Here is a 13,886-nt window from a genome sequence, read left to right on the forward strand (position 1 = left end):
CCCCTGCCCCCCTTGATAAGGTGGGTGCCGATCCCCCCTGCCCCCCTTGATAAGGGGGGATACCCCTTAATAAGGGAGGTATCTGACAATTTTTAACACCCACCTACTTACTAAGGCAATACTCGCCTAGAAAATGATCACTTTCGCCGCTTATATTGCTTTTGGCTGGTTATGGGGTCAGTTCTCAGGTATAATCTCTCTGTTTCTATACTAAGCAAATATTCCGCCTCTAGAAGTTAATTTTTGCTACGATTTATGGCGGTTATCTTCATAGTGAGGTGGTAAGTTTTCGTTTTCGTTGGTCGGTGGTCGATACTAGAAAAGCTAGGTTTATCGGTGAAAAATTATCGATAAGCTTCCCTGTCTTATGCCTTTGATATTATTAAAATAATGGCGGACATTGGCTAGATAAATGATCTTTTTTGAGCTATATTAAAGGTGCATAGAGTGATTAGTAACTACAGTATTAAGTTTTATGAAGGGAGGGAATGCTCCAGAATCGCGACTATAATGATTAAACAGATCATTCCTGTGTCGGCGAGAGCGAGAAAATATGTCTGCCACTGAATACGAAGCAATTATCGGTTTAGAAACCCACTGTCAACTGAACACCAGAAGCAAGATATTTTGTTCCTGTCCTACCAACTTCGATAGTCCCCCCAATACTAACGTCTGTCCCGTCTGTTTGGGTTATCCGGGGGTATTACCCGTCCTTAACCAAGAAGTCCTGGCCAGTGCCGTTAAACTGGGATTAGCTATCGATGGTAAAATTACATCTCATAGCAAATTCGATCGCAAACAGTATTTTTATCCCGACCTGCCGAAAAATTATCAAATTTCCCAGTATGATCTCCCTATTGTCGAACAGGGTCAACTAGAAATCGAGATCGTCGATAAAAAAACTAAGGAAGTTAGCCGCAAAATTATCGGCATTACCCGTCTGCACATGGAAGAAGACGCGGGAAAACTGGTTCATGCTGGCAGCGAACGTCTCTCCGGTTCCACCCATTCCCTCGTGGATTTTAATCGTACAGGTGTACCATTATTGGAAATTGTCTCAGAACCGGATTTACGCACCGGCACCGAAGCGGCGGAATATGCCCAAGAATTACGGCGTTTAGTGCGTTATCTCGGCATCAGTGACGGCAATATGCAGGAAGGTTCCCTGCGCTGCGATGTCAATATTTCCGTTCGCAAAAAAGGCGCTAAAAAGTTCGGGACTAAGGTAGAAATCAAAAATATGAACTCCTTTAGTGCTATCCAAAAAGCCATAGAATACGAGATCGATCGACAAATTGAAGCGATCGAAAATGGTGAGCCAATCGTACAGGAAACCCGTCTTTGGGAAGAGGCTACTCAACGGACGATTAGTATGCGGAAAAAAGAAGGTTCTAGCGATTATCGCTATTTTCCTGAACCGGACTTACCCCCCCTAGAAGTTTCCCCCGAACAGTTAAAAGCTTGGGCGGAAGAATTACCAGAATTACCCGCTCGTAAACGTCGTCGTTATGAAGAAGAATTTGGTCTTTCCCCCTACGATGCCAGGGTTTTAACCGATGATCGCACCGTGGCCGAATATTTTGAAACTGCGGTAATTGCGGGGGCAAATGCGAAATTAGTCGCTAACTGGATCAGTCAAGATATCGCCGCTTACTTGAATAATAATAAGCTGACGATCACGGAAATTGCCCTGCAAGCGTCAGACTTGGCGGAATTAGTTAAACTGATTGAAACGGGAACAATTAGTGGCAAAATTGCTAAGGAAATTTTACCAGAACTTCTCACCGAAGGCGGTTCACCCAAAGCGCTAGTGGAAAAGAAAGGATTAATACAAATTTCTGACACTTCTGCGATTGAAAAACTGATCGAGGAAATTATCGCCTCCCATCCAAGCGAGTTAGAAAAATTCCGGGCGGGTAAAACCAATCTTAAGGGATTTTTTGTCGGTCAAGTCATGAAAAAAAGCGGCGGTAAGGCCGATCCTAAATTAACTAGCCAAATCTTAGATCAAAAACTTTCTGGTTAGTTATATTCAGTGATCAGTAATCAGTGTAAATTATGAATTATGAATTATGAATTATGAATTATGAATTATGAATTTGGGAGGGTCGAAAATATAGCGGTTCTCACACCTGTGTGGCACAGTTAAACCTTTGCTGATTAAGCTTTTCAACATCGATAATGTACCTCTTGCGAACAGGAAACGCTATAAATAAAAACACTCTCCTGTCTCCTGTCTCCTGTCTCCTGTCTCCTATCTCCTATCTCCTATCTCCTGACAGCTAAAATAACCGATAACTGAAAATGCCAAATTCCCCAACAAACTTGCAATTAAAGCCTAATAGCCCAAAAATTCTCGCTGTTGTCAATGGTAAAGGTGGTGTGGGTAAAACCACCACTGCGGTTAATTTAGCGGCAATTTGGGGACAGAATCAGCGTGTTTTGCTGGTGGATGCGGATCCGCAGGGTTCCTCCACTTGGTGGGTAGAAAGAAATCAAGCGGGTATGGTATTTGATTTAGCCAAGCAAATTAATACAGAGAAATTAGGAGAATTGCGTCAAATTATCGAGTACGATCTGATCGTGATTGACACACCACCGGCTTTGCGTTCCGAATTACTTACCGCAGTCATAGCAGAATCAGATTATTTAATTTTACCGACTCCCCCCGCACCGATGGATTTAATGGCTTTAATTGACACGGTACGCACGGCAGTTAAACCCCTAGGAATTGCCTATCGGGTTTTATTAACAAAAGTGGATTCCCGTAGTCTTAAGGAAACTTTAGAAGCACAAAATACTTTATTAGAATTAGGTATTCCCGCCTGTCATGCTTTTGTCAGAAATTATAAGGCCCACGAAAAAGCCGTTTTAGACGGGGTAGCTATTACCAATTGGCGCGGTAAAAATGCTCAAGAAGCCAGCGCCGATTATCGTCGTGTGGCCGAAGAATTAGAAAGGGATTGGTAGATTTATGAACAGGTTTTCTAAGGACAATATTTTTGTAGTAAAGAAATCACTAAATCTAGACCATCGGGCTGAACTTGAATAGTATAGGCTTCGGCTTCAATTTGTCTGCTAAAACCCTGATAATTCATAAAAAATCTTCTGGTCATTGCCGGTGGTTCTATACCTAAATTAAGAGCTTTAACTGTTTTGCCTCCATGACAAAGTTGAGCGGCATGGACAGCTTCATGAATTAATGTTGGTCGGGCAATACCTAAGTCAAAAACTAGGGGATGAATCCAAATAATTCTAGTTTTACTATCAAATAAACCGTAGGCTCCTCGCACTGGTGGTGGGGCAAGTTTGACGATAAAATTGTGTTTTTCTAGAGCTTTTTGCAGCAGTGAAAAATCAGAATTCGCCGCCGCTAAACTTTCCCCTGCAGCTAGTTGCATCCCTAGAAAAACAGCAGCGATTGTGTAATAAATGCCCATCGGGTGATAGTTCCTATTAAAGAAAAATCAAAATTAGCAGGAGGTTATTCATTGATGAATCGAACCATCGGGAAGAATTGTTCCCGTTAAAATGGCCCCAGTTAATTTCACCATAATACGCTTACCGAAGCCAATTTTTGCCCCGCGTAAATCCGCCGCCGACAGATCCGCCCCGCTTAAATCCGCCCCGATGAGATTGGCTTCCTGTAAATTTGCGCCTTTAAGGTTAGCTTCGAGGAGATTGGCGCGAAAAAGATTAGCTTTGTACAGATTAGCCTTTTCTAGGTTAACTTTGTGCAGGAAGCTATCGCTTAAGTCGGCATGGCTTAAATCTGCCCCGATGAGACTGCGACTAGAGAAATCTTTTTCCTTCAGGTTGGCTCCCTGTAAATCGGCTCCGTTTAAATCCCGATAGTGAGGGCGCCAGGCGGCATGATTGTGGACCTGATGGTTATTCTGGGAGTGGCTGTGTTGACTGTGGGTTTGTTGACTGTGGGTTTGTTGACTATGGGTTTTATGACTGTGGGTTTGGGAATTTTGACCCGGTTGGCTAGGGTGAGGCTGATAGGGGGACGCAGTTTTATAGGCGTGGGCGGGCTGTTTTTCAGTTTTAGGGGGGTGATTGGAGCGTTTAGGAGAATTTTGATGAATTTGCCGCAATTGTTCCCTAGCGTGGTTAATTTCTTGCAGTTTAGCGGTGGCTTTTTCCAAAAGACGCTGATTATCTTTGGGAATGCGATCGGGATGCCAAATAAACACCAAATCTTTGTAGGCTTGATTGATCTCGTCGAGAGATGCCCCATGATCTAACCCTAAAACTTTATAGTATCGCTCCAATTCTTTCATTATCGAAGTCCTAATACAAGGATAAAAGCATTAACGGCCACAATTTCTCTGAGTCTTGTCGGATTTTCTAGGAGAGGATTTCTTTTAGGATAATTTGACTCTGGGAGAGTTGCCATAAAATTTGAGAAAATGTCTGGTAATTAAGAAAATCTCGTTTTTCTATCCTGTTTTGTGGCGTAACTGTATAGCACATAACAGCAAAATTAGCAAATTTTTGATACAAAACTTAATTTTTGCTCTGGGGAATAATGAAGTGGGAAGTGGGGAAGTGGGGAAATTGAACTAAAACCCCAAAACCCCAAAACCCCAACACCCCAACACCTAAAACCTGCCGACCGCCTCCCGACTGCTGTATGATAAAACTTGTCCCGATAGGATAAATCAAGGTCGTGAAATTTGGTCAGTGGTTGGGGTTTATCTGTTTAATAATGGCTCTCTATGTATTGTGGCAGATTCGACAGCTATTATTATTGATTTTTATGGCGATCGTGTTTACCGTAGCCTTAAATAGATGTGTGAAAGGATTGCAGAGATTGGGGATTAAAAGGGGTTTGGCTATTTTAATCACCCTGCTGACGAGTCTGGGAATTGTGATTTTATTTTTTATAATTATTGTTCCCCCCTTTATCGAACAGTTTCAAAAATTAATTGAACTTTTACCGCAAGCTTGGGATTTAGTCCGCAATAACTCGATTCGATGGCGACAACAATTTCAATTTGATTGGTTGCCATCACTGCCTAATTTAAGTGATTTAATCCAGCAGTTACAACCTTTAGGAACCTTTGTTTTTAGTAACTTTTTTACCTTCTTTTCTAACTCGGTTGCGGCAATTTTACAATTATTATTCGTGCTGGTGTTAGCAATGATGATGTTAGCCAACCCCCAACCCTATCGACAAGCTTTCTTAAAATTATTTCCTAACTTCTATCGTCGTCGCGCTGAGGAAATTCTTACCCTATCGGAAGCAGGTTTAGGTAATTGGTTGTTGGGAATTGCCATTAGTTCAACTATGGTGGGATTATTCAGTGGGTTCGGTCTTTTTGTTCTACAAATCAATCTAGTTCTCGTTCATGCTATCCTAGCAGGATTGCTCAATTTTATCCCTAATATCGGACCGACTGCTAGTGTGATTTTTCCCATTCTAATTGCTGTTATCGATGCACCTTGGAAAATTGTCGCTATTCTGATTCTCTATTTTATTATCCAAAATGTCGAAAGTTATTTGCTGACACCCACTGTCATGGCTAAACAGGTATCTTTACTACCAGCAATTACCCTAATCGCTCAAATTTTCTTTGCTCAAATGTTTGGCATTTTAGGTTTATTATTGGCTTTACCTTTGACAGTGGTAGTAAAAACATGGTTAGATGAATTATTATTCAAAGACATTTTAGATCAATGGGATCACGTCCATAACAAATCTTAAATAATCTCGGCAAAAGTCATGAAATTAATCATTCTTACTCTCGTTATTTTATCTAATATTTTTGCTGCTCTCCCAGCTAAGTCTGAAACAGTGCTAGAAAAAATTAAACGCACGGGATTATTAGAAGTAGCGATGAGAGAAGATGCCATTCCGTTTGGCTATCGAGATAGTAATAATAGTTTACAGGGATTGTGCTTGGATTTTATCCAATTGCTTAGAGAGGAGCTTAAGCAAAAATTAAACCTTCAAATCATCAGTGTCAAAATTTATAAATCGACTTTATTTAATCGCTTCCAGTTATTGGAAAATAAAACCGTTGATTTCGAGTGTGGTCCAAATAGTATCAGAAAGAATATACCTGATGGTGTCAGTTTTTCTCGTCCTTTTTTTGTCACGGGAACTCAGTTTTTAGTTCGGAGTGATAATCAGAATAATTTTAACTTTTCTTCGTCCTTAGAAGGTATAAGTATTGGAGTTTTGCGAGATACCACCACTCAAGAATTATTAAGACAAAAATATCCTCTTGCTACCTATCAGGAATTTCAAGGAGTGACGGGAAGACTGCGGGGTATCCAAAGTTTAAGAAGGAATAGAATAGATGCTTTTGCTAGTGATGGGATTCTGCTAATTGGAGAAGCTGTCATTCTCGGTTTATCCCTAGGAAAAGATTATCAACTTATCCCCCGCAATCCTTTAAATTGTGATTATTATGGTTTTATTCTTCCCGCTAATGATACCCAATGGCAAGAGTTTATTAATGGGGTTATCGTCACCAGTGAAAACAGAAATATTTTTAAAGCATGGTTTACTGAAGTTGCTTCCTATTTTAGAGATACCTGGCAGTATTGTCGTAATAATCCCGAAAAATCCCAGTAAAACTTAACGATTATGCACAAAAAAAATGATTTATTTTGGTTGATTGGTTGCGCTACAATAATCCTGTTTATTTGCAGTGCTATCAGACATATTTTATTTCAATCTAATGCTCTCGATCTTGGTTGGTTCGATCAGGGAGTTTACTTAATTTCTCAAGGTAAACCACCGATTATATCTTTTGTTGGCTACCATATCTTAGGCGATCATATCGCTTTTATTCTCTATCCTATAGCCTTACTTTATAAAATTTATCCTAGTGTTTATTGGCTGCTTTTCTTACAAGCTTTTTCCCTTTCCCTTGCCGTTTTTCCCCTCTGGCAATTGGCAATACAAGCGGGATTAAAAGAAAAACAAGCTTATACATTAGCCTTAGTTTATCTGCTCTATCCCCTGATTTTTAATGTTAATCTCTTTGATTTTCATCCAGAAGTTATCGCAGTTCCAGCCATTTTTTGGACAATTTTGGCCGCAAGATTAAATAATCTCTGGGGATTTTGTCTAGGAATCATTATTATTCTCGGTTGTAAAGCAATTCTCTCTCTAACATTGTTGGGAATGGGTATCTGGTTACTTCTCTGGGAAAAGAAAAAAATCCCCGGAATAATTGCTATTATCACTGGCATTCTTTGGTTTATTATCGCCACGAAATTATTAATCCCTCTCCTGACAGGAAAATCGGCAGTTATTGAAATGGCTGATTCTCGATATAATTATCTAGGAGATAGTTTACCAGCAATTATCTTTAATCTTTTCCTCAAACCCGATCTAGTCTTGGGAAAAATCTTTACTGGCAATAATCTAGAATACCTCATCCTATTAATTATTCCCTTAGTTTGGGGTTTATCCTGGCGCTATTCTACCCCAATAATTGCCACTATTCCCGCACTCGCTTTAAATTTATTAGCAGATCATGCCCCACAAAAAAACTTAACCACTCAATATTCCCTGCCAATTTTGCCCTTTTTATTTCTAGCGGTTATCGCCACTTTAGCCCATAATGGTAACTGGTTAAAAAAACCTAAATGGATAATTACTTGGGCAATTATTGCCTTTCTTGCCTTAGCTAAATACGGCTATTTTTGGTCACTATATTTAAATTCCCTCGATACTTGGGCAGCCACCCAAAAAGCTCTCACCCAAATTACCACCAGTGAGAGTGTCTTGACTACTTCTAGAATTGCCCCCCATCTTACCCATCGAGAAATGATCAAATTAGCGATCGAAGGTTCCCAATCCCTAGATTTAAATCAATTTAATTATATCCTACTCGATCGCCGTCATCCCGGTTGGTCTAGTTCACCAGAACTAATTGATGATCATTTAAATAAACTGAATCAAAATGAGAACTTCCGGTTAATCGTTAATCAGGATGATGTGTTTTTATATCGGGCATTGACAACCCCTCAAGAAACAAAATAATTTTTCGTTCCACCGATTTCAATAAATTTTCTTTATCGATGGGAAACCAGACAATATCAGCATCGGCACGAAACCAAGTGCGCTGACGTTTAGCAAATTGACGGGTATGGAGGATAATTAGATCGATCGCCTGTTCTAAAGAAACTTCTCCGAGGAGATATTGCTTAATCTCTGCATAACCCAAAGTCTGCAAAAGTGGCAAATCCCAACCGTATTTATCCCCCAAATTCTGCACCTCTGCTACCAATCCCCTGGCGATCATTTGATCAGTACGAACAGTGATCCGCTTGTCTAAACTTTCTGGGGAACAATCTAAACCAATTTGTAAAATTGGATAAGTGGGGGGATTTTCTCCTTGCTGACTAGAGATAGGTTTTCCTGTCAGATAAAAAACCTCTAAAGCGCGTAAAGTCCTGACCTGATCATGGGGATGAATTTTTTTAGCGGCCTCTTCATCTACCTGCATCAGAATTTGATAAAGATAGGATTGTCCTAAAGCTTGTAATTGCCGTCTTAAATCCGCTTGAGGAGAAACTCTCGGTATTTTTAAACCTTTGACAATGGACTTGATATAAAGTCCCGTACCACCGACCAAAAACAGGGGAGAATAGTGGAGATTGTTGATTAAATCCTCAGCCTGTTCTTGGTACTGTGCTAGGGTAAAATTATCTTGAGGATCACAAATATCAATTAGATAATGGGGAATCCGCTGACATTCTTCTAAGCTAGGTTTAGCGGTACCAATATTAAATTCTCGATAGATTTGTCGGGAATCGGCACTGAGAATCACTGAATTAAACTTTTCAGCCAATTGTAGTGCCAAACTGGATTTTCCTGTGGCAGTTGCCCCACAAATAACAATTAAAATAGGTAAAGAGGAAGTAGTCATCGATGCTACATGACAGTAATCAGTAATCAGTGAAAAGACAGGACTGTTAAGCTAAGACGCATTTAAACTGGGTATTGTGAAGCTGATTAACAGGGGTGTATCCCACACTAATTATCAGTGACTCTTAAATTATTACAGATATATCAGCAGCTATCTGTAAGCATCCCACCGAAAAACTAATGCGCTTCGGGGTTTGGGTAGGGTTGATTCATGAATCAACCCTACCTTGAATCAATTTTAGGAGAAAGTTTCCGCTTAAAAATCCCAAATTACATGAGTAGAAAACGGGTTTCTCCGAGAAACCCGTTTTCTCTGTGTGGGATTGACAAAAATTGAGATGCACCCGATTAACAGCTATAGCAAAAAATGGGTTATTTAGGACGCTTTCAATTTTCAAACTCTTATCGGTCAAGGGTTTCAGCGATTGATTGTCCTAACCACCCCGATCTTTGCTATATTAAGTTTGTCATTAATTTTGATTTAACAAAAAAACAGCACCCTGATGGATGCTGTTTGTCAAGAAAATGTTACAAAACTTAAGCTAAAGCCGCCATTTTCACATCGTTATGAGCGAGGATATTTTGTAACTCCTCCGCGTCCACGGTTTCTTTTTCCACTAACATTTGCGCTAACTGGTCCAAGATGGCGCGGTTATTGACTAAAACCTCTTTAGCGCGACGATAGGCCTGTTCCACTAGGTTACGCACCTCCTCGTCAATAGCTGCCGCAGTTTCATCGGAGAAATCTCGATCGGAAGCGATATCACGACCTAGGAAAACATTACCATTTTGACGACCTAAAGCCACCGGTCCGAGGCGATCGCTCATGCCGAAACGAGTGACCATTTGCCGCGCTACTCGTGCCACCTGTTGCAGGTCATTAGAAGCACCCGTAGTCACTTCCTCCTCACCGAAGATAATTTCTTCAGCTAAACGACCCCCCAAAGCTACAGCCATCTGATTTTGCAGATAAGCGCGAGAATATAACCCGGATTCCATGCGATCCTCGCTAGGAGTGAACCAAGTTAAACCCCCAGCGCGACCGCGAGGAATAATACTAATTTTTTGGACAGGATCATAATCCGGCATTAAAGCACCCACCAAAGCGTGACCAGCTTCATGGTAAGCAACTAAAGTTTTGCGTTTTTCGCTCATGACACGATTTTTCTTCTCAGGACCGGCCAGGACACGATCGATCGCGTCGTTGATCTCATCCATGGAAATCTCGGTTAAATTGCGACGTGCCGCTAAAATTGCAGCTTCGTTGAGCAAATTAGCCAGATCCGCACCAGTAAAACCGGGGGTACGACGAGCGATTTTATCGAGATCCACGTCTTGGGCCAAAGTTTTGCCTCTGGAGTGGACATTAAGGATTTCCTTACGGCCAGCGTAATCGGGACGATCCACCACCACTTGGCGATCAAAACGACCCGGACGCAATAAAGCGGCATCCAACACATCAGGACGGTTAGTGGCGGCGATAATGATAATACCTGTATTACCTTCAAAACCGTCCATTTCCGTTAATAATTGGTTGAGGGTTTGTTCCCGTTCATCGTTACCACCCCCTAAACCGGCGCCCCGTTGACGACCGACAGCATCAATCTCATCGATAAAGACGATACAAGGTGCATTCGCTTTCGCTTGTTCAAATAGGTCGCGGACGCGAGAAGCACCCACCCCGACGAACATTTCCACGAATTCCGAACCGGAAATGCTAAAAAACGGGACTCCTGCTTCTCCAGCTACTGCACGAGCGAGCAGGGTTTTACCAGTCCCCGGAGGACCGACTAAAAGGACTCCTTTGGGGATTTTTGCCCCAATTGCCGTGAAGCGATCGGCATTTTTGAGGAAGTCCACCACTTCGTTTAATTCTAATTTTGCCCCTTCAATCCCGGCCACATCACCGAAAGTAACCTGGGTTTGGGGTTCCATCTGTACTCTTGCTTTCGATTTGCCGAAGTTCATCGCTTGGGAACCGGGGCCACTTTGGGCGCGACGGAGCAAGAAAAATAGACCAACAAGAAGTAAAATCGGGAAAAAGAGGCTACTGAAGGCTCTTACCCATACTCCTTCTTCTCTTTGGGGCAGTACGGAAATATCAACGTTATTTTCTGCCAAGATGTTGATTAATTGCGGATCGTTGGGTAGGTTAACTAATACGTTTGTACCATCTTGGGTGGGTACGATCGCCCGTTGCCGGTCGGCACTTAAGCGCACGGTTTCTACTTTACCTTCCCGTACTTCCTGTAAAAATTCACTATACTTCCAAGTCTGTTGCACTGCTGGCTGGCGATCGAAGAAGGCTGAGGCCAAGGCAAGGACTACGATTAACAATAGGGCATATAGTCCCGCATTGCGCCATTTTTTGTTATTACCGTTTTTGTTCACGCTGTCGAACTCCTGATAAATTGAGGATGATCTTATCGGTTGTCAAGGGGTTGTTAATTTATGTTAACGTTTCTCAGGAACAGTGGACAGGTTTTTTTTTAATATGCCTGTTCTGGTCCGCCCTGGAGGTTGGCAGCGGGGGATAGGGGAGCGGGGGAGCAAAAAGCTGATAACTGATGACAAGGGCTGCATCTAAAACCTAATTTGTTCAGCTAAAAGCTTTGATGTACTTAGTTTCTAGCCTTCTTTTTCGGGGGGAGAATTACCAGATTCTTTACTGGGAGCCTTTTGAACTCCCAAAAATTGATTATGCAAGGGAGCTAATCAATGATAAAGTCTTGAAGCCTTTGTCAAAAATGAGCTTATTGTTTAGAGAAATTACTGCATTTTTAACATCCATTCTACCGCCCGTTCATACAGTTCTAAATTACCAGTTTTTATCAAGGCATTAGCGGCTTTTTGCAAATAGTTAAGGCTCGCTACTCGACTACTAGGATTTTTATCATCGTAGGTGGCAAGTGCCAAATTATAATAAGCTTCGCCATAATTTGGCTGATAAGTAATTGCTAATTGATAATCAGCGATCGCTTCCTTCTTATCGCCCATTTTTTCCTTAACTAAACCTCGATTATAGTAAGCTTCAGCATAGTTAGACTGGAGAGCAATAGCGATATTTAAATCCTCCAAAGCTCCGGCATTATCTCCCAAATCAAAGCGAATAACTCCTCGGTTATTGTAGGTGATCGGATTATTGGAATTCAATCTAATTGCCCTATCTAAATCCTCTAAAGCACCTTCCTTATCCCCAGTTTGTCGTCGAATAATACCACGATTATTATAGGCGATCGGATTCTCCGATATTCTCGGTGTTACTTGTACATTATCGGGAATAGTAGCGGTATCAGTGCGTGCATTTCCCCGATTACTATACGCTGTCACATCGATAGGATTAATACTCAAAGATTGCAGATAATCTGTAATCGCTCCTTGGTCATCTCCCACGTCAGCACTACTATTACCACGACTATAGAAAATTCTCGCATCACGGACTTTTTCTAGGAATACATTATAATCCTCGATCGCTCCCTGTTTATCCCCTTTTTCAAAACGCGCATTGGCCCGTTTATGATAACCTTCTGGATCGTTAGGATAGGCAACTATATAAGTAGTATAATCTCTTTCGGCTGCGGCAAAATTTTTCAGAGCAAAATAAGCATCTCCTCGCGCATGGGCATGACAAGAGACATTATAATTAGGACGAAAATCAGTTTCTTGGGAGTTATAAAAATAATTTCTTTCCGCAGATTCTCGGATATTTTCGCCACAGACAGCACGGGAAGTGAAACGAGGGATATTAATCCGATCATCTTGGGCTAAGGCAATATTATAATTATCTAAAGCCTCCTGATAACGTCCCAATTTATACAGCACTAATCCCCGATGATAGTAAGCGGCTGCATCGTTACGATCTCGTGCAACTGCTGCACTAAAATCCTCTAAAGCTCCTGCGTATTCTTGATATTTATTAGCTCGCATTAACCCCCGATATACATAAGCTTTTGCGTCTTGGGGTTGCAGATAAATTGCTTGGTTATAATCTTGAATTGCCGCTTGATTATTGTTGAGTCGTAAGTGAGCATAACCTCTTCTAAGAAATGCTCTAGCGTGGGGAAGTCGATCGTAGTTTGGATTAAAACGGATGGCAATGGCTAAGTCTTTGATGGCTCCATTATAATACTCGATCGCTGTTTGATAGCCTTGAAGGGAATTATTCGATAAATTGGCTAATTCTACTTCCTCATCAGCGATTTCAATTTGTACTCTGGCACGGTTTTGATAACTACTAGGAGCATTCTTCTCTAAAAATAAATTAGGTGAGCATTTTAAAACGATTTTATAATCCTTAAAAGCGTCTCTTTTGCCGCCTATCTTTTCTAAAGCTATTGCCCGATTATAATAGCCTACCATTAGATCAGGCTGATAAAAAATTGCCAGACTATAATCTTTGATAGCTGCTGCATAATTGCCTAAACGAGAGTATAGTTTTCCTCGATGATAATAGCCTCGATAACTTTCAGTTTCATAACCGATGAAACGCTGATAATAATCTAAAGCCAAGGATGGATGATTAAGCAAAGAAGCAATAATTGCTAGGTTAAAGTAAACTTCACTTTCATGGGGATTATATTTAAAGGCTTGCTGAAAATCTGCTTGGGCTTCTTCCAATAATTTTAATAATAATTGTAGCTGATTATGCTCCTTCGCTATTGCTAACTTAAGCTCACCTCGTAGTAATAATTGTAGCTGATTATGCTCCTTCGCTATTGCTAACTTAAGTTCACCTCTTCGATTATAGGCTTGGGCGAGTAGCTGCCGATCTTTGAACGCGGGAGCATTATAATTACTAAACCAAATGTATTGACTGAAATCGTCGATCGCCCCCTTTCGATCGTTAATTTTTTCTCGTGCTATAGACCTCCTGCAAAAGTCTTATTCAGCTACTTGATGATAGCCTAAAGCAAGTTCATAGTTGTAAATGCCAGCGATTAAATTAAATCTCAGACCAAAACGCCGTCTCCGATTCCTATATCTTGATGAT

9 protein-coding genes and 2 pseudogenes are annotated in these 13,886 nt (G+C 41.1%); 5 read left to right on the forward strand and 6 right to left on the reverse strand.

All coding sequences use genetic code 11. The features are described 5' to 3' along the window. Positions 1-553 precede the first annotated feature (553 nt). Positions 554-2,026: an Asp-tRNA(Asn)/Glu-tRNA(Gln) amidotransferase subunit GatB gene (gene gatB, locus IQ234_RS15850; RefSeq protein WP_193957782.1), complete on the forward strand. Its 1,473-nt coding sequence runs from the start codon at positions 554-556 to the stop codon at positions 2,024-2,026. A 278-nt stretch (positions 2,027-2,304) separates the two neighbouring features. Further along, positions 2,305-2,970: a ParA family protein gene (locus IQ234_RS15855; RefSeq protein WP_193957783.1), complete on the forward strand. Its 666-nt coding sequence runs from the start codon at positions 2,305-2,307 to the stop codon at positions 2,968-2,970. A gap of 17 nt (positions 2,971-2,987) precedes the next feature. Here IQ234_RS15855 and IQ234_RS15860 read toward each other — a convergent pair whose 3' ends face one another. Further along, on the reverse strand, positions 2,988-3,440 hold the full coding sequence (locus IQ234_RS15860; protein ID WP_193957784.1) for a hypothetical protein: 453 nt from the start codon (positions 3,438-3,440) through the stop codon (positions 2,988-2,990). A 48-nt stretch (positions 3,441-3,488) separates the two neighbouring features. Continuing rightward, positions 3,489-4,286: a pentapeptide repeat-containing protein gene (locus IQ234_RS15865; protein ID WP_193957785.1), complete on the reverse strand. Its 798-nt coding sequence runs from the start codon at positions 4,284-4,286 to the stop codon at positions 3,489-3,491. 389 nt (positions 4,287-4,675) lie between these two features. On the opposite strand from IQ234_RS15865, the gene IQ234_RS15870 reads away from it, so the two are divergent. The 3 genes from IQ234_RS15870 to IQ234_RS15880 are packed head-to-tail and all read left to right on the forward strand — an operon-like array spanning position 4,676 to position 8,008. Beyond that, the gene (locus IQ234_RS15870) at positions 4,676-5,713 is read left to right on the forward strand and encodes an AI-2E family transporter (protein ID WP_193957786.1); all 1,038 of its coding nucleotides are present in this window, start codon (positions 4,676-4,678) and stop codon (positions 5,711-5,713) included. Between the two features lie 18 nt (positions 5,714-5,731). Continuing rightward, complete coding sequence (locus tag IQ234_RS15875) at positions 5,732-6,589, forward strand: amino acid ABC transporter substrate-binding protein (RefSeq protein WP_193957787.1); 858 nt, start codon at positions 5,732-5,734, stop codon at positions 6,587-6,589. Between the two features lie 12 nt (positions 6,590-6,601). Beyond that, on the forward strand, positions 6,602-8,008 hold the full coding sequence (locus tag IQ234_RS15880; RefSeq protein ID WP_193957788.1) for a DUF2079 domain-containing protein: 1,407 nt from the start codon (positions 6,602-6,604) through the stop codon (positions 8,006-8,008). Here IQ234_RS15880 and miaA read toward each other — a convergent pair. The 4 genes and pseudogenes from miaA to IQ234_RS15900 form a co-directional block, all read right to left on the reverse strand. After that, positions 7,950-8,897 carry a tRNA (adenosine(37)-N6)-dimethylallyltransferase MiaA gene (gene miaA / locus IQ234_RS15885; RefSeq protein WP_193957789.1) on the reverse strand — a complete coding sequence of 316 codons (948 nt, stop codon included), beginning with the start codon at positions 8,895-8,897 and terminating at the stop codon, positions 7,950-7,952. The two genes, IQ234_RS15880 and miaA, sit on opposite strands and share 59 nt — an antisense overlap. 536 nt (positions 8,898-9,433) lie before the next feature. Continuing rightward, positions 9,434-11,287, reverse strand: a complete 1,854-nt coding sequence (gene ftsH3 / locus IQ234_RS15890) for an ATP-dependent zinc metalloprotease FtsH3 (protein ID WP_159292339.1) — start codon at positions 11,285-11,287, stop codon at positions 9,434-9,436. A 378-nt stretch (positions 11,288-11,665) separates the two neighbouring features. After that, positions 11,666-13,774 (reverse strand): annotated as a pseudogene (locus IQ234_RS15895) (tetratricopeptide repeat protein); the annotation flags it as partial. 3 nt (positions 13,775-13,777) lie between these two features. Continuing rightward, positions 13,778-13,886, reverse strand: a pseudogene (locus IQ234_RS15900) (IS5/IS1182 family transposase); the annotation flags it as partial.

This window comes from Microcystis aeruginosa LEGE 91341 (assembly GCF_015206885.1).
In the GTDB taxonomy this organism is placed as follows: Bacteria; Cyanobacteriota; Cyanobacteriia; order Cyanobacteriales; family Microcystaceae; genus Microcystis; species Microcystis aeruginosa_H.